Annotated in this window: 15 protein-coding genes; 6 read left to right on the top strand and 9 right to left on the bottom strand. The window is 70.7% G+C overall.

The annotated features are described in order from the left end of the window. Window positions 1-41 precede the first annotated feature (41 nt). From ACFYY7_RS13130 to ACFYY7_RS13120, 3 genes are all read right to left on the bottom strand, one after another. Window positions 42-1,175, bottom strand: a complete 1,134-nt coding sequence (locus tag ACFYY7_RS13130) for a DUF6397 family protein (protein WP_388660811.1) — start codon at window positions 1,173-1,175, stop codon at window positions 42-44. 174 nt (window positions 1,176-1,349) lie between these two features. Further along, window positions 1,350-1,763: a roadblock/LC7 domain-containing protein gene (locus ACFYY7_RS13125; protein WP_383722382.1), complete on the bottom strand. Its 414-nt coding sequence runs from the start codon at window positions 1,761-1,763 to the stop codon at window positions 1,350-1,352. 140 nt (window positions 1,764-1,903) lie between these two features. Continuing rightward, window positions 1,904-2,530, bottom strand: coding sequence for an ATP/GTP-binding protein (locus tag ACFYY7_RS13120; RefSeq protein WP_388660808.1), 627 nt, complete (start codon window positions 2,528-2,530; stop codon window positions 1,904-1,906). Window positions 2,531-2,918: 388 nt separating this feature from the next. Here ACFYY7_RS13120 and ACFYY7_RS13115 point away from each other — a divergent pair, with 388 nt between their 5' ends. Genes ACFYY7_RS13115 through ACFYY7_RS13105 form a run of 3 tightly spaced genes read left to right on the top strand, consistent with a single transcriptional unit; the run spans window position 2,919 to window position 6,605 of the window. After that, window positions 2,919-3,284, top strand: a complete 366-nt coding sequence (locus tag ACFYY7_RS13115) for an ArsR/SmtB family transcription factor (protein ID WP_388660805.1) — start codon at window positions 2,919-2,921, stop codon at window positions 3,282-3,284. Further along, a complete protein-coding gene (gene mgtA / locus ACFYY7_RS13110; protein ID WP_388660802.1) occupies window positions 3,277-6,042 on the top strand; it encodes a magnesium-translocating P-type ATPase in 2,766 nt (921 codons plus the stop codon). The genes ACFYY7_RS13115 and mgtA overlap by 8 nt, the downstream gene beginning before the upstream one ends. Continuing rightward, window positions 6,039-6,605, top strand: a complete 567-nt coding sequence (locus tag ACFYY7_RS13105; RefSeq protein ID WP_388660799.1) for a GNAT family N-acetyltransferase — start codon at window positions 6,039-6,041, stop codon at window positions 6,603-6,605. The genes mgtA and ACFYY7_RS13105 overlap by 4 nt, the downstream gene beginning before the upstream one ends. A gap of 28 nt (window positions 6,606-6,633) precedes the next feature. Here ACFYY7_RS13105 and ACFYY7_RS13100 read toward each other — a convergent pair whose 3' ends face one another. Further along, window positions 6,634-8,073, bottom strand: coding sequence for an LCP family protein (locus tag ACFYY7_RS13100; RefSeq protein ID WP_388661119.1), 1,440 nt, complete (start codon window positions 8,071-8,073; stop codon window positions 6,634-6,636). Between the two features lie 255 nt (window positions 8,074-8,328). On the opposite strand from ACFYY7_RS13100, the gene tatA reads away from it, so the two are divergent. Together tatA and ACFYY7_RS13090 are read left to right on the top strand one after the other, a co-directional pair. After that, window positions 8,329-8,517 (top strand): Sec-independent protein translocase subunit TatA, encoded by a 189-nt coding sequence (gene tatA, locus ACFYY7_RS13095; RefSeq protein ID WP_266726945.1) that lies wholly within the window; start codon window positions 8,329-8,331, stop codon window positions 8,515-8,517. A gap of 161 nt (window positions 8,518-8,678) precedes the next feature. After that, a complete protein-coding gene (locus ACFYY7_RS13090) occupies window positions 8,679-9,254 on the top strand; it encodes a TerD family protein (RefSeq protein ID WP_388660796.1) in 576 nt (191 codons plus the stop codon). Window positions 9,255-9,356: 102 nt separating this feature from the next. Here ACFYY7_RS13090 and ACFYY7_RS13085 read toward each other — a convergent pair whose 3' ends face one another. The 4 genes from ACFYY7_RS13085 to ACFYY7_RS13070 form a co-directional block, all read right to left on the bottom strand. Continuing rightward, a complete protein-coding gene (locus tag ACFYY7_RS13085; protein WP_388661116.1) occupies window positions 9,357-9,794 on the bottom strand; it encodes a DUF742 domain-containing protein in 438 nt (145 codons plus the stop codon). A gap of 22 nt (window positions 9,795-9,816) precedes the next feature. After that, the gene (locus tag ACFYY7_RS13080; protein ID WP_388660793.1) at window positions 9,817-10,254 is read right to left on the bottom strand and encodes a roadblock/LC7 domain-containing protein; all 438 of its coding nucleotides are present in this window, start codon (window positions 10,252-10,254) and stop codon (window positions 9,817-9,819) included. A gap of 23 nt (window positions 10,255-10,277) precedes the next feature. Continuing rightward, the gene (locus tag ACFYY7_RS13075; protein WP_388660790.1) at window positions 10,278-12,911 is read right to left on the bottom strand and encodes a nitrate- and nitrite sensing domain-containing protein; all 2,634 of its coding nucleotides are present in this window, start codon (window positions 12,909-12,911) and stop codon (window positions 10,278-10,280) included. A 65-nt stretch (window positions 12,912-12,976) separates the two neighbouring features. After that, complete coding sequence (locus tag ACFYY7_RS13070) at window positions 12,977-13,867, bottom strand: MHYT domain-containing protein (RefSeq protein ID WP_388660787.1); 891 nt, start codon at window positions 13,865-13,867, stop codon at window positions 12,977-12,979. A 170-nt stretch (window positions 13,868-14,037) separates the two neighbouring features. On the opposite strand from ACFYY7_RS13070, the gene ACFYY7_RS13065 reads away from it, so the two are divergent. Continuing rightward, a complete protein-coding gene (locus ACFYY7_RS13065; RefSeq protein ID WP_388660783.1) occupies window positions 14,038-14,637 on the top strand; it encodes a class I SAM-dependent methyltransferase in 600 nt (199 codons plus the stop codon). Between the two features lie 27 nt (window positions 14,638-14,664). Here the strand turns inward: ACFYY7_RS13065 and ACFYY7_RS13060 are convergent, their stop codons facing one another. Continuing rightward, window positions 14,665-15,567 carry an oxygenase MpaB family protein gene (locus tag ACFYY7_RS13060; protein ID WP_388660780.1) on the bottom strand — a complete coding sequence of 301 codons (903 nt, stop codon included), beginning with the start codon at window positions 15,565-15,567 and terminating at the stop codon, window positions 14,665-14,667. Window positions 15,568-15,626 lie beyond the last annotated feature (59 nt).

The raw sequence follows: 15,626 nt of genomic DNA, 5'->3' as shown, positions 1-15,626 counted from the left end.
GCTGGTGCCCCATCGATCGCGGTGGGCGCGATTCCGCCTCGTCACCCGCCGAACGGCGCACGCCCTGGTGGGGATGGCCGACGGTTCGCAGCCCTGCCTGTTCGCCTGCGCAGACCGATCCGGGCGAGCAGACCAACCTCGGGCCCTGCCGCGTCTGTCGACGCCCTGACAGGACCGGGCGCCGGAACCGGCCCTGGGATCGGGCTCGGACCTGGGTTCAAACCTGGGCTCGGAATCGGGATCGGTGAGGCGTTGGGAGGGGGCGCGGGTACCACAGCGGACGCCGGACCGGGTTCCGAATCGGCTCGGGAATCCGGCGCGGGCTCACGCCCGGTTCGCGGGTAGGGGAAGGCGCGCCGATCGCCTCCCGGACGGGGCGCCTGCCGAACCTCCCGGGCATTGTCCAGCTCCGCGATCAGGCTCACCCGGCGCCACAGCATCTCGTCAGGTTCGTCGGCCTGCATCAGATGCGCCGTGGTCTCGCGCGCCCAGGCCGGCCCGGCCGGCCCGAAGGCCGGTCCGGGTCGGATCCTGGCGAGGTACACGCGTTCGTACGGATCGTCGACCACCTCCGCCAACTGCACCGGGTCCAGCGTGTCTGCGAGCACGGCCACTCGGGCCCATGGATCCTCCATGAGGCTCAGCAGCCGTTCGACCCTGCGCGAGCGCCAGTTGACCGCACGGCAGTCGGCGCCTCCCTCCAGGCGGTCACGCAGCCAGGCCGGGCTCCTGCCGGTCAGGAGCTGCGACTCCCGGGCGGCGAACCCCGTGATTTCATCGGCGAGATAGAGCCAGACGATTGCCCGGTACCGGTTGAGGTAGAAGGTGATCGGCGTGAGGCATCCCGCACGGGCGAGTTTGGTGAAGCGGTCCGGGCTGATCCCGAGCTGCTGAGCCCCCTTCGCCGTCCCGACCGTGCGCACCCTTTCCCGGAGCTCCGCCGGGAACCCGGCCTGCGACCGGAGCCGCTCGATCTCGTCGCACCCGACCCTCGGCCGCCCGCCGTCCTGCGGCACTGCCAGGCGGATCAGCCCCAGATGCACGGCGATCGCGAACTCGTCGCGCTTCAAGCGGAGTTCCTGGGCGGCCGTGCCCACCGCCACCGCGCCTGCGGCAGGCATGCTCTCCGCAGGCATACCGGTGATCTCCGTGCACACGTCTTCGGCAACAGTCATGACGCTCTCCCCCATGAGGCTCGGTCACTCTCTGTGAGCACCGTAACCCGGAAGAGATCCCGCCCGCCCGGCCTGTGGATAACTCCGGCGCCCCGATCAGAACTGTCTCCGCCCGATCAGATCCCCTTGCCCCGATCAGAGCTGCCGCCGCCGAATCAGCGCCCCTCACCCCGGTCAGAGGCGGTCGGCCCCTTCGCCCGCCGACTGCCGCGCGGCGACACCAAGATGCTCACCGACCCTGTTGACCAGCAACGTCATCTCGTAGGCGACCTGGCCGACATCGGCCTCGGCCTCGCTCAGCACGCACAGGCAGCTGCCGTCCCCTGCCGCCGTCACAAAGAGCAGTGCCTCGTCGAACTCCACCATGGTCTGCCGGGCCTTCCCTGCCCGGAAGTGGCGCCCCGACCCACGCGCCAGGCTGTGCAGCCCGGACGAGACCGCTGCGAGATGCTCGGCGTCCTCGCGGGCCAGGCCCGTGCTCGCGCCCGTGACCAGTCCGTCGTTCGACAGCACGAGTGCGTGCCGTATGTACTCGACCCTGTTCGTCAGGTCGTCAAGGAGCCAGTCGAGTCCCCTGTCCAGCGCCATTCCCCGCTCCTCCCCGCTCATGCGTTCCCCGTGCCCCGTTGCCGTAAGCCTTGCGCACCGGTCACCCAGGGGCAAGCACTCCTTCGCCATGTGGCTTGGTCCGGGCCCCGGATCACGCGGCGGACGAGCGCCCGGGAGGGTCAGCTCACGGAGTCGAGGAGCCGGGCGGTGTGCATCCTGCCGGCGTACTCGACCATGCGGATCAACACCTCCTTGCCGGACTCCCGGTCGCGCGCATCGCACAGGACGACGGGTGTGCCGAGGTCGAGGTCGAGAGCTCGGGACACCTCGTGCTCGCCATATGTGCGGGCACCGGCGAAGCAGTTGACCGCGACGACGAAGGGGATGCGGCGGTGCTCGAAGTAGTCGACGGCCGGGAAGCAGTCCTCCAGCCGACGGGTATCGGCGAGGACGACGGCACCGAGCGCGCCCTGGGAGAGTTCGTCCCACAGGAACCAGAAGCGGTCCTGTCCCGGCGTGCCGAACAGATAGAGCGACAGGCCTGACCGGATGGTGATCCGTCCGAAGTCCATGGCGACGGTTGTGGTGGTCTTCTGATCGACCCCGTCCGTGTCGTCGACCGACTGTCCCGCCTCGCTGAGAAATTCCTCCGTCCGCAGTGGCCTGATCTCACTGACGGCGCCGACCAGTGTTGTCTTTCCGACGCCGAAGCCTCCGGCGACCAATATCTTCAGCGCGAGAGCATCGGTCTCCGCGGACTCCCCGGCCGTCTCCCCGTATGTGTTGTCAGCGTGCTCGGAAGGCATTGATCACTTCTCTCACCAGTGCGTCGCTGGATGTCGAATGCGCAGGTCGGAGCGTCTCAGGGTGCTCGGATGCCGTGTGCGTCGGCAATCGCCCGCCCAGTTCCCGCCTGCGCAGGCCGACAGCATGGCAAAGAAGAACCCTCGCCATGGGGTGAGTTCGATTTCTTGGTGATGTGACAAGTCCGGATCATTTCGCTGCCCGGATCGGCCCACAATCGGATCGGTCCGCAATCCGGCATCTCTCCCCCGGCCATTTCCGCCGATCACCGGGGCAGTGTCCGCCGCTCCCGGCCCGTCCGCGCAGGGGCCCGCAGGCGGCGGACGTCCGGCGCCTACACTGAAGGCTTCGGGTGCGAGGAATCGGGCCACGCGGACAGGGAGAGCAAGAGTGTCGAGAGCTGCCGACGGCGGTTTCGAGGATCCGCCCGCGGATGTACTGGTGGAGGCCGCGGCTGCCTTCGGCCTCCTGGCGACGCCTGCGCGACTGCACATCGTATGGGCCCTGTCCCAGGGCGAGAGCGATGTGACCGGGCTCGCGGACCGCGTGGGCGGCACCCTTCCCTCGGTGAGCCAGCACCTGACAAAGCTCAAGCTGGCGGGTCTCGTACGGTCCCGGCGCGAAGGCCGCCGGCAGGTGTACCTGGTCGACGATCCCGATGTGGTGACCGTCGTCCGGCTGATGGTCGGCCAGCTCGCGGAGCGTGCCGGACACGCGCCCGCAAAGCCCTCACGCCTCCGTGGGCTCGGTGCCTGAGAGCAGTACCGCCGCAGGCCCCGGCAGCACCGGCGACCCCGAGGCGCCTTCCGCCCTCGTCGTACCGATAGCCGGTGCGAAGGCCGGGCGGAGCGCCGCCCCCGATGTCCTCGCCGACGCTTCCGCGACTGCCGCACCCACCTCCTTGCAGGTGCTGCGCTCGCTGGACAGCGGACCGAGGGGACTGCTTGAGGAGCAGGCCGGGGAACGGCTGGCGCGGTTCGGCGAGAACATGCTGCCGGCCTGGCGCCCGGTCTCCTGGCCCCGCCGTTTCCTGCGCAGTCTGCGCGACCCGTTCACCTCGGTCCTCCTGTGTCTGGGCCTGGTCTCGGCAGCGGTGGCCTCATGGGGCACGGCGTGCGTGACGCTGGTGCTCGTGGTGGTCAGCTGTCTGCTGCGCTCCGCGGAGGAGCACCGGGCGGACCGGTCCACCGCCGCGCTGCGGGAGCTGGTGGCGACCACCGCGACCGTGCTGCGCCGGGCGGGGCCGGATGCCGCGCCGCGCGCCCGTGAGCTCCCGGTCGCGGAGCTGGTGCCGGGTGATGTGATCCGGCTCGGTCCGGGTGATCTCGTACCCGCCGATCTGCGGTTGTTGCGTGCGAGTGGCCTGACCGTCCATCAGTCGGCGCTCACCGGCGAGTCGGTGCCGGTCGCGAAGCACCCAGTGGACACGCCGTCACGGCTCCGCGCCACCGCCGGCCCCGGGGACGGCGCCGGGGAAGGGCCGTTCGCCCGGCCGGAGCTGTGTTTCCAGGGCAGCAGCGTGGCCTCCGGCAGCGGTACGGCTGTGGTGACGGCGACGGGTGCGGAGACCAGGTTCGCCGCCGCGTACGACGGTTCGGCGCGCCGCCGCGGGACCAGTGCCTTCGACCGTTCGGTGCACGGGATCTCCTGGACGCTGATCCGCTTCATGCTGCTCACCCCGCCCCTGGTGCTCATGGCCAACGCGGCGCTGCGCGGCCGGGGCCTGGAGACGCTGCCGTTCGCCGTCGCGGTGGCCGTCGGGCTGACTCCGGAGATGCTGCCGGTGATCGTCACGACGGCACTGGCCAGGGGGGCTTCGCTGCTCGCCAGGGACCACGGGGTGATCGTCAAACGGCTGCCCGCGCTGCACGACCTCGGCGCCATCGATGTGCTGTGCGTGGACAAGACCGGAACCCTCACCCAGGACCGGCCGGTCGTCGAGAGTTCGCTGGGCGTGTCGGGCCGCTCCGATCCCGAGGCACTGCGCTGGGCCGCGGTCAACGCGCTGTGGACGCTCCAGCTGGCCGATCTGCCCGCCCCCGACGCACTCGACGAGGCGGTGCTCGACGCGGCCGAGGAGCGGGAGGAGTGGGAGGAACGGGACGAGCCGCTGTCCGCGTACGAAGGCATCGCCGCGCTCCCGTTCGATCCGGTGCGCCGCCTCGCCACCGCGGTCGTCCGCCGCCCCGGCAGGCTCGGCTTCCACACCCTCGTGGCCAAGGGGGCGGTCGAGGCGGTGCTCGAACGGTGCGCGCTGGACGAGGCCGAACGGATCCGGCTGGGCGAACTCGCCGCCCGCGAGACCGCCGGCGGTCTGCGGCTGATCGCCGTGGCCCGCGCCGAGCGCCCGGCCCGGCCCCGTGCGTACTCCACGGCCGACGAGAGGGGACTGACGTTCCTCGGCTTCGTCACTCTGCGGGAAGCACTCACACCGAGCGCGTCGGACGCCCTGGCCGCGCTCGACGACCGGGGCATCGCCGTCAAGGTCCTCACCGGTGACGATCCCGGCACCGTCGCCCGCACCTGCCGGGATCTCGGACTCGATCCGGGCGAGGTCATGTCCGCGGAGCGGATCGACGCGTTGTCGGACGGGAAGCTCGCGGAGGCCGCCGACCGGGTCACGGTCTTCGCGCGCTGCACGCCGGAACACAAGGCACGGATCGTGTCGGCGTTGCGCACCGCCGGGCGGACCACGGGGTTCCTCGGTGACGGGGTCAACGATCTGCCCGCGCTGCACGCGGCGGACGTCGGCATCTGCCCGCGCAACGCGGTCGACGTGGCGCGGGAGACCGCGGACGTGGTCCTCGCCGAAAAGGACCTCGCGGCCATCGATCACGCGATCACCGCGGGCCGCCACTCCAGCGGGAACATCGCCACGTATCTGCGCATCACGCTCTCGTCGAACCTCGGCAACGTCATCGCGATGCTCGCCGCGGGGCTGATGCTGCCGTTCCTGCCGATGCTTCCGGCGCAGGTCCTGGTGCAGAACCTGTGCTTCGACGTGGCACAGCTCGCCTTCGCCTTCGACCGGCCCGCGTCCGAGGTGCTGCGATGGCCCACGGTGCTGCGTCCTCGCGACTTCCTCCACTTCATCACGGGGTTCGGTCTGCTGAACGCCACCGCCGACCTGGCGACGTTCACCGTGCTTGCCTTTGCCCTGCACGGTTCCGCGACTTCGGGCGGGCAGGAGGCCTTCCACTCCGGATGGTTCACCGAGAACCTGCTGACCCAGGCCCTGGTGATGCTGTTGCTCCGGACGGGCGGACGGATGGTCGGCGGACGGAATGACGACGGACGGGTCGTCGGCGCTCACGGCGGCGGTCCGCTGCGGGTGGCCGCGTGCGGTCTCGCCGTGGTGGGCCTGCTGTTGCCGCTCACCCCGCTCGGCGGGCTGCTGGGCATGAGCGTGCTGCCGCCGCTCTATTACCTGTTGCTGGCAACGGTGCTGGCCCTGTACGCATACGCCTTGCGTGCGGCCCGGACCCGCTACGAGCAGAAGTGGAGCCCTTCGTGACCCCGTCGTACGTCGACCGTGATGAGTCCGGCACCGGTACTGGCTCCAGCACTGGTACCGGCCGCGATGGTGTGCCGGTGGTGCGTGCCCGTCGCGCCACGCTCGACGACGTGCCCGCATCGGTCCGGCTGCGCGGGCTGATGCTGGACGGGATGGGGGCGGAGACGGGCGGCCCGGACGCGCCGTGGCGGGCGGCCTCCGCGCAGTGGTTCGCCGAGCGGATGCGCCGGCCGGACCTGTTCGCCGCGTTCCTGGTCGACGATCCCGTGCTCGGCGTCGTCGCCAGTGCGGTCGGGACGTGCGACGCGCATGCCCCCGGCCCGGCGAACCCGAGCGGTCTGCAGGGGCACGTCTCCAATGTCAGCACCGGCCCCCGGCGGCGCCGTCTGGGGCATGCCCGGGTCTGCCTCGACGCCCTGCTCACCTGGTTCCGCGAGGAGGCCGGGGTCACGGTGATCAATCTGAACGCCACCGAGGACGGGGCCGCGCTGTACGAGTCGTACGGCTTCGCGGCTCCCCGTCACCCGGCGTTGCAGCTCCGGACGGCCGGGGCGTCGCGCTGAGCCACGCCGTACCGCCCCTGATGGCCGGTCAGCCGTACGAGAGGTCCGCACACGGGTCGTCGTCGGCCGACCGGGCCTCGTCGGCGACGTTGGACGGAACGGTGGAGGGGGTCGGCGCGTCGGGTGTGGCCGAGGGGTTCTGCGCGTAGGAACTGCCCAGGATCACCTGGATTCCGGCGGTGCCGGACGCCGTCGTCCGTGCCCCCGCGAAGAGCCGCGCGGTGGTTTCCGCCTCGTCCCGCAGTCCGGGTCCGTACTCGATCACGGTCGAGGTGCGGTCCTGGCTGCTCGCGGTGGCCGTGGTGGTGACGGTGAAGTCCCGCGAGCGCAGGAATTCGGCCGCCCGGGCGGCGAGTCCCCTGACCGTGGTTCCGTTGTAGACGGCGACGCTGATTCCCTTGCCGGAGACCGGAGCGTCCGCCGCGGGCGACGCCGGGCGGCTGTCGTTCTCGTCGCCCTCGTCCGAGGACTTCCCCGGCCCCTTGCCGCTGGCGTCCTTGCCGTCGACCGTACGGTCGGCCTTGAGCGCGGCCCAGAGCGCGTCGGCGTCCGGCTCGACGATCGCGACGCGGGCCCCCTCGTAACGCCAGGGCACGGTCACGAACTTGGTGTTGTGCAGGTCGATCTTCTTCATCGACAGGGCGAACGACAGCAGCCGGTCGGCCGATCCGAGTCCGGGGTCGACGGTCATCGCATCGGTGGCCGCGTTGGCCAGGGGAAGGAGCGTGGTGGGGTTCAGTCCCTGCGACTTGACCTTCTTGATGAGGGAGGCGACGAATGCCTGCTGCCGTTTGATACGCCCTATGTCCGAGCCGTCGCCGATGCCGTGCCGCAGCCGGACGTAGTCGAGTGCCTGCTGACCGGAGACGGTCTGAGGACCCTTCGTGAAGATCCTTTCCCCTCGGGTGGTGCGCTTCGGGCTGAGGTCGCGCTGGTAGATGTCCTGGGGCAGGCAGACGGGTACGCCGCCGACGGCCGAGGTCAGCGCGGAGAATCCGGCGAAATCGATGACGACGGTGTGGTCGACGCGCAGGCCGGTGAGGTGTTCGACGGTGTTCTGGGTGCAGGCAGGGTTCCCTTCGGCCGTCTCCCCCACCGAGAACGCCCCGTTGAACATCACGCCGTGCTGCGGGGCGGTCCACCGGCCGTCGGGCCCCTTGCAGGCCGGAATGTCGACCAGCGCGTCACGCGGAATGGACACGGCGACCGCGTGCTTGTGGTCGCCGTACACATGGAGGAGGAACGCGGTGTCGGAACGCCCCACGGCGCCCGTGCCGCCGCCGAGCCGGCTGTTGTCGCCCGAGCGCGAGTCCGATCCGATGACCAGGACGTTCTGTCCCTGCGAGGAACCCGGCGGCCGGTCGTCGGAGATGCCGTCCGCGCTGAAGGTGTCGATGCTGCCGCCGAGTTTGAGGTAGCCCCACCCGACGCCCGCGACCAGCAGTACGAGGAACGACAGCCCGAACATGGCTGTCCGGCGCAGGCGGCCGGCCCTCCCCCTGCCCGCTCCCGCGTTACGACTTCCCGTCATCGGCCACCCCGTCCGTCAGGTTCCCATGAGGGAAGACGTGCTCCACCACTCCATGGTTGTACAGTTGCGCAATGTAGCAAGTATTGATGTCCGAGCGGATCATCGGACCTGCCTACAGCCAGCTTGAAGCACTGTCCACGAACGCCGAGCGAAAACTGCGGCCGAAGCACCGAAAGGAAGGGCGGGACGTACATGTTGCGCAACGGCCTCGAACCCTGGCACCTGTTGATCCTGGCGATCGTGGTGATCGTCCTGTTCGGTTCGAAGAAGCTGCCGGACACAGCCCGAGCCCTGGGCAAATCCATGCGGATCCTGAAGAGTGAGGCGAAGGCCATGAAGGAGACCGATGTACAGGCGCCCCGAGCCGACCCACCTGCCTAGGGCGCCGAGCCACCAACGTACGGTACGTCTCACGGACGTTCACTTCAGGGCTTGCGCAAGCAAGGGAACCACCACGGTCGCGACGCCGTCGTTGACCAGGGGACGGCCGAAGCAGCGTCGTTCACCGAACCGCTGGACCACTGGATCAATGGAGGAAGTTCATGGGTGTGACCCTGGCCAAGGGCGGCAACGTCTCCTTGTCGAAGGAGGCACCCGGCCTGACCGCAGTGACGGTCGGCCTGGGCTGGGACGTACGGACGACGACGGGCGCGGACCACGACCTGGACGCGAGCGCGCTGCTTTGCTCGGACGCGGGCAAGGTCCTCTCCGATCTGCACTTCGTCTTCTACAACAACCTCACCAGCCCGGACGGTTCGGTCCAGCACACCGGCGACAACCTGACCGGTGAGGGCGAGGGCGACGACGAGTCCATCAATGTGGAGCTGTCGGCCGTCCCGTCGGACGTGGCCAAGATCGTCTTTCCGGTCTCCATTCATGACGCGCAGAGCCGTGGGCAGAGCTTCGGCCAGGTCCGCAACGCGTTCATCCGCGTGGTGAACCGGGCGAACGGCGTCGAGCTGGCCCGCTACGACCTCAGTGAGGACGCGTCCACGGAGACCGCCATGGTCTTCGGCGAGCTGTACCGGCACGGCGCGGAGTGGAAGTTCCGTGCGGTCGGCCAGGGTTACGCCTCGGGCCTGGCGGGCATCGCGTCCGACTACGGCGTCAACGTCTGACCCGGACGAACCCCATGTACAACGGGCACGGGCTCTTCCTCCCCTCCACCGAGCGGGGAGCAGGGCCCGTGCCGCTCGCCCGCCCGGCGGCTCGGTGTGCTTCTACAGGGCCCGCAAGCCGTTGATCACCTCGCGCAGGATGTGCTCGTCGGGCAACTGCGCAGGCGGAACGGGACGGCTGACGCGTACGCGGCCCGCTTCGAGCAGGTCGCCGAGGAGTACGCGGACGACGCCCACGGGAAGGTCCGCATCGGCCGAGAGTTCCGCGACGGACTGGGTCCGCGACCGGCAGAGCGCGAGCAGGGCCCGGTGTTCGGGGCCGAGGAGGTACTGCTCCTCCGACCGGTCCGGTGCGCTGTCGTCGAGGGTGACGAGCGCGATCAGGTCGAACTGCGCCCCGCTGGAGCCCGGTTCGGTCCGGCCGCCCGTCACCGCGTAGGGACGCACCAGTGGGCCGGCCTCGGCGTCGTACCACTGGCTGCCCGGAAGCAGGCGCGATCCCGGAAGCAGCGGGATGTCTTCCGGGCCGTCATCGTTCATGAGCACGACCGCCTCCGCCCGCTCAGCCGGCCGCTGGCGGGGATGCGGCTAACCGCGCCGGGGTACGGAGATGCTCGCCGACGCGTTTGACGAGCCGGGCCATCTCGTAGGCGACCAGGCCGATATCGGCGAAGGCCGTGCTGAGCACGGCGAGGCACGATCCGTCGCCGGCCGCCGCCACGAACAGGAAGCCCTCGTCCATTTCGACCATCGTCTGCCGTACGTCCCCGGCCTCGAAGTGGCGGCCCGCGCCCTTGGCGAGGCTGTGGAATCCGGAGGCCACCGCGGCGAGATGATCGGCGTCCCCACGGCTGAGCGCGCTGGAGGCGCCCACGGCAAGGCCGTCGTTGGAGAGCACGACAGCGTGCCGGACCTCGCCGACCCGCGTCACCAGGTCGTCCAGCAGCCAGTCGAGTTCGCCCGAGGTATGGCGCCCGGCGGTCCTCTCGTTCGCGATCATTCAAGGTCTCCTTACGTTCGCGATCATTCAGGGTCTTCTTCGCTGCGTGGACGCGGGTCTGTGGCATCGGGCCCGAGCGCGGACGTGCCGGGAGCCGTACCGCCGCCGCGCAGCCACCCATTGCGGTAGGCGGTCATCCGGTCCCTGGCCTGCTCGGGGGTGAGTCGCGACGGCCGGACGGTGCCGTTCGGGCCGTCGCCGGACGGTGGTTCGCCGGGACGGGGCTCTTCGCGGAGCTGCGGAACGAGACTGGCCTGCCGTACCCGGCGCGGCAGCGTGTCCTCGTCCGGCGGCGGTTCCGTGCGGGGCAGGGCACCGGAGGGCTGGTCCGCTCGGCCGGGACGCCCGCGCAACGCGGTGACGGTGGCGGGGCCGGGAAGGTGCCCCGGATCGCGACCGGCATCCAGCGCGGGTGCGGGCACCGGTGGTGGGAATGCGGTGGTCGTCGGCCGGGCGGCACGGGTGCCGTGGCCCGTGCGGGCGCCTGCGCCCGGACCGAAGGGCGGGCGGCCGTGGGCGCCTCCGCGTCGGCCAGTGGTGTTCCGCTCGGCAGCCGGGTCCTCGGCGGGCGGGTCCTCGGCGGGCGGGCTTCCGGCAGACGGCAGCGCGCTCTGCAGCAGTGCGGTGGGCAGCAGCACCACCGCGGTCGTCCCGCCGTACGCGGACGTGCGCAACTGGACCTTGATGTGGTGCCGAACAGCGAGCCTGCTGACGACGAAGAGTCCGAGCCGGTCGCTGTCGAAGAGATCGAGCGCCTCGGCCTGCTCGATCCGCCGGTTCGCCTCGCCGAGGAGTTCGTCGCCCATGCCGAGGCCTCGGTCCTCGATCTCCAGGGCATAGCCGTTGCCCACGGGTTCTCCGCTGATACGTACCTTGGTGTGGGGCGGTGAGAACTGTGCGGCGTTCTCGATGAGTTCGGCGAGCAGATGGGTGAGGTCGGCCACGGCTGTGCCCTGCACGGCGGCGTCGGGAAGTTGCCGTACCTCGGTCCGGGCGTAGTCCTCGATCTCGGACACTGCGGCCCGTACGACGTCGGTCAGCGGCACGGGCATCCGCCAGGCGCGTCCCGGTGCCGCGCCGGACAGGATGATCAGGCTCTCGGCGTGCCGCCTCATCCTGGTGGTGAGGTGGTCCAGCCGGAAGAGATCGCTCAGCTCGTCGGGGTCGTCGGCGCGGCGTTCCATGCTGTCGAGCAGGTTGAGCTGGCGGTGGACAAGCACCTGGCTGCGCCGGGCCAGGTTGACGAAGACTCCGGAGATGCCGTCGGCGAGTTCGGCCCGTTCGACGGCTGCGCCGAGGGCTGCCCGGTGCACCGTACCGAGTGCCTCGGCGACCTGGGCGATCTCGTCGTGGGCGGCCGGGCCCTGCGGAGCCTCGGCCCCGATGTCGAGCTCCTGACCGGACCGCAGCCGTTGCATGGCCAGGGGCAGTTTGCGGCGGGCGATCTCCAGGGCGCTGTTGCGGAGGCTGACGAGTTCGACGACGAGCGCCCGGCCGATGCGTACGGAGATGACCAGGGAGGCCGTGACGGCGACGCAGCCGAACAGGACGGCGGCTCCGGACGGGGTGAACAGTCCTCGGGCGAGCGGGGAGGATCGACCGGTGGTGTGCTGACCGGCAGTGGCCTGGATGGTGCGGGCCCCGGTCCGGACTCGTTCGACCGCTCGTTCCCAGTCGTCGGCCGGTGCGGCCCGCGCGGCCCCGTGTCCGGCGGGTGCGGCGAGCACCTTGTCCTCGGCTGCCTGGATCTGCCGGTGGGCGGGGCCGGCGGTGAGCCGCTGCCAGGCGGCGCGCTCGGGGGCGGGGAGGTCCGCGCCCGCGGTCTCGGTGAGGTTCCTGCGGGTCTCCACCGCGCCGGTGAACTGGCGCAGTTGGCCGTCCTTGAGCATTCCGATGCGGGCGGCGGTGGTCAGCAGGGCGTCCTCACGGGCCAGCATCTCGTCGGCGCGGGCCAGTTCGAGCCGCACGCGGGCGTCGGAGCCGCCGGCGTGGTCCTGGATCGTGGTGAGTGCGCCGGAGACTCCCAGGGCCGCGGAGATGGCCTCGGTGTACCGGTCGTACACGGCGTTCGCGTCGCCGTCGGCCTGTCCCTCCGATCGTTCATCGGCGCGCAGGTTGCGGGTGAGGCCGAGGAAGCCGTCGAGCTGGTCGGCGACCTCGGACGGGACGTTGCCGGTGTCGGCGATGGTGTGGCCGCTGTCGAGCCTGAGGGCTGCGAGCGCCTTGTCGGTGCGTCCGGCCCTGCGTTCCAGCAGGGTGGCCTGGGTGCTGCTGGGCGCGGCGCTCTGGAGCATGGCTTCCCGGCGCTCGCTCTGGAGCGCCGCGACAGCGGTGGACATGGGGGCCCGGATCTCGCCGTCGACCCGCTCCAGCTGGCGGAGGCGTGCCACGTCCTGGGCGGTGGTGACGGTGGCGAATCCCCATAGGGCGAGCAGCGAGACAACGGGCACCATCAGCAGCGAGATGATCTTCGCGCGTACGGTCCTGGGGCGCAGGGTCCACCGGCCTCGCGGCGCGGGCGGGGCCTGTGTCCGCAGCAGCCGCAGGTCGTGCTCGGCGCTCTCGTCGGCCGGTGGGCCCGCGTGTGCGCGGCGGCCTCGCGCCGGCTGGGCGGTGGCCGGCTCACAGGGTTCCGGGGTCGTGCGGGGTGGGCGCATGGCCTCCTCGTTCCGAGTGTGGTGCTGGGTGTGTCGCGGTTTCCGGGCGACGGGTCACGCCTGTTTCACGGGCGGGTGACGGGCGCGGTGGCGGGCGATGTTTCGGGGGCCGCGAGGCCGCCGCCGCGCCGTGACCGGAAGGCGGCGCCCCGCCCGGTGAAGCCCTGCGGGGCAGCGGCGGGGTCCGTGTCAGCGGGTGCTTCGGCGCGTTCGGCGAAGGCGTAGGCGGCGCGCTCCCCGGCCGTCGGGGAGAGTGCGACGAATGCCGAGGTGAGGAAGAGGTACGAGCCGAGTCCCACGGCCAGGGGAAAAATGAACTGCATGGTGGTGGCGCCGGGCAGTCCCTCCCCGGAGGGTGCGACCCGTACGGAGACCGCGAACATTCCGGTGTAGTGCATGCTGCTGACCGCGGCGCCCATGACGAGGGAAGCCGGCGCGACGGCCCGGGACGACTTGATGTTGAGTGCGGCCCACAGCGCCGCGGTCGCCGCGGCGACCGCGATGGCGACGGAGAGCGCGACCCGCAGCGGGTCGTAGTGGATCGTGCCGTGCAGGCGGAGTGCCGCCATGCCGAGGTAGTGCATGCTGGCGACGCCGAGTCCGGTGGCGAGCCCGCCGAGCAGCAGCGCCCTGGTCCGGTCGCGGCCGTAGCCGACGGCGAAGACACCGCCGCCGACCACCACCATGGCGCCGAGCAGGCTGAGGAGGGTCAGCGGTACGTCGTAGCGGATGTCCGTGCCGCTCACCCCGAATCCGAGCATCGCGATGAAGTGCATGGTCCAGATGCCCGAGCCGATGGCGGATGCGGCCGTGATCAGCCAGTTGCGGCGCGAGCGGCCGGTCGAGTCGAGAGCGCGCACGGTGCAGCTCAGGCCGAGAGCCGCGCCGATGCATGCCATGACGTACGAAAGCGCGGGTGTCAGCCAGCCGAAGGCGGCGTGGTCCAGGTGTCCCATGGATCGGGGACGCTAGCCGCGATGGGGGCGTACGCCAGGGGAGCATTTCGAAACTGCCGGAATATGACAGAGAGAGGTTGCCAAACGATCGACCAGGGCTCGAACGCCTACCTCATTTCCCGACGTTTCGCTCCGTTTCGCTCCATCGGCAACTACGCGATCATGCCTGTATGACCGATGACCACACACACGTCCAGGAGTTCTTCACAGCGCGCGCGGCGAACTGGGACGCCCGCTTCCCGGACGACGGACCCGCCTACGACGCGGCCGCCGGCGCCCTCTCGCTGCACCCGGGCGATGCGGTGCTCGACGCCGGCTGCGGCACGGGACGGGCGCTTCCCGCCCTGCGCGCGGCGGTCGGGCCGCAGGGCACGGTCGTGGGCGTGGACCTGACGGTGGCGATGCTGGAGGCGGCCGTACGGGCGGGGCGGCACCGCGAGGGGATGCTGCTGCTCGCCGATGTGGCCCGTCTGCCGCTGAGGTCGGGGGCGCTGGACGCGGTGTTCGCGGCCGGGCTGATCTCCCACCTGTCGCGCCCCGGTCCGGACCTGGCGGAGCTGGCACGGGTGGTGCGGCCGGGCGGGCAGCTGGCTCTCTTCCACCCCATCGGGCGGGCGGCCCTCGCGGCACGCCACGGCCGCCGGATCACGGACGACGATCTGCGGGCCGAGCACAACCTCCGCCCGATGCTGGCACGTTCGGGCTGGCGGCTCGATCAGTACACCGATGAGGACGACCGCTTCCTCGCCCTGGCCGTCCGGACGGCCTGACCGCCCGCCCGTTCCCTGTCGTCGTGTTCACTCCACCGGCGCGTCGGAACGCCGGTCGTGCGGGATCGGGCAGCCTCCGACGCCCGGGACCGGGAACGTCCCCAGCCCGGAGACCTCGTAGCCGTCCGGGTATCCCTTGATCTCCGGATTCTGCCGGGCGTAGTGCGGGGTGGAACGCGGCGGCAGGAGACGCACCGCGTGCGCCCTCAGCCGCAGGGCGCCATGCGTGAGGCTACGGACAGCAGCGCCGGGACGTTCGTACCGGAAGGCGCGCAGCAGGGAGTCGTCGAGCAGCGCGAGGGCGAACTTCCGCGCGGCAGGGGCCAGCGGGCGCGGATACCAGGAGCTCATCAGGCCCAAGGTGGCGTCGGAAACCCGGCGTCCCCCTTCGTCCCAGCCGAAGTGTTCGGCCTCACAGGTGTCGAGTGTGCGCTCGAACTCACCGTATGTCTGCGGCAGTTCCTTGATGCCCATGTGCGCACCCAGGACCCGGTAGTAGGCGGCGCACGCCCGCAGTTCGTGGTCGGAGAGCCGGCGCCAGCCGTAGGAGTCGAGCCAGCGCTTCGGGGTGACGACGAAGGTGCACAGCACATAACGCATCTCGTCGTTGCTGATGTCGTAGCTGCGGTGCATCTGGTTGATCCGGCGGAGTGCCGTCCGCCCCGGATCGCTGTCGAAGCCGTGCTCCAGGACGGTGTCGAGGAGCAGCGCGGTGTCGTCGTACCGCTTCTGTGAACGGTCCGTCAGCTCGGCGGTCCGAGCCAGGAGTCGGCCGATGCTGGGTACGGCGTACGTGCGGTAGAGGGCCAGTTCGAGCGCTCTGGTGATGTCCCAGGGAAACTCGTAGGTTGCCATGATCCGGTAGATTCGAAGGAAGTCCCGCTCCGGATCGAGACGCTGGATCTCCTTCAGCCGGTCGTACCGCTTCACCTCACTGCCCCCTTGTATCGGCGCCGAAGGTCCAACCCTACGTCGACGGGGAACACCGC

The sequence above is a fragment of the Streptomyces sp. NPDC001933 genome (assembly GCF_042890955.1).
Taxonomy (GTDB): domain Bacteria; phylum Actinomycetota; class Actinomycetes; order Streptomycetales; family Streptomycetaceae; genus Streptomyces.
This window is presented reverse-complemented; position numbering and strand designations above follow the sequence as displayed.

Excerpts from the sequence above, each read along its gene's own strand:
- ACFYY7_RS13070 (WP_388660787.1), bottom strand. The coding sequence starts at position 13,867 with ATGGGACACCTGGACCACGCCGCCTTCGGCTGGCTGACACCCGCGCTT.
- ACFYY7_RS13075 (WP_388660790.1), bottom strand. The coding sequence starts at position 12,911 with ATGCGCCCACCCCGCACGACCCCGGAACCCTGTGAGCCGGCCACCGCC.
- ACFYY7_RS13080 (WP_388660793.1), bottom strand. The coding sequence starts at position 10,254 with ATGATCGCGAACGAGAGGACCGCCGGGCGCCATACCTCGGGCGAACTC.
- ACFYY7_RS13120 (WP_388660808.1), bottom strand. The coding sequence starts at position 2,530 with ATGCCTTCCGAGCACGCTGACAACACATACGGGGAGACGGCCGGGGAG.
- ACFYY7_RS13090 (WP_388660796.1), top strand. The coding sequence starts at position 8,679 with ATGGGTGTGACCCTGGCCAAGGGCGGCAACGTCTCCTTGTCGAAGGAG.
- ACFYY7_RS13100 (WP_388661119.1), bottom strand. The coding sequence starts at position 8,073 with ATGTTCGGGCTGTCGTTCCTCGTACTGCTGGTCGCGGGCGTCGGGTGG.
- ACFYY7_RS13085 (WP_388661116.1), bottom strand. The coding sequence starts at position 9,794 with ATGAACGATGACGGCCCGGAAGACATCCCGCTGCTTCCGGGATCGCGC.
- ACFYY7_RS13130 (WP_388660811.1), bottom strand. The coding sequence starts at position 1,175 with ATGACTGTTGCCGAAGACGTGTGCACGGAGATCACCGGTATGCCTGCG.
- ACFYY7_RS13125 (WP_383722382.1), bottom strand. The coding sequence starts at position 1,763 with ATGGCGCTGGACAGGGGACTCGACTGGCTCCTTGACGACCTGACGAAC.
- ACFYY7_RS13065 (WP_388660783.1), top strand. The coding sequence starts at position 14,038 with ATGACCGATGACCACACACACGTCCAGGAGTTCTTCACAGCGCGCGCG.
- tatA (WP_266726945.1), top strand. The coding sequence starts at position 8,329 with ATGTTGCGCAACGGCCTCGAACCCTGGCACCTGTTGATCCTGGCGATC.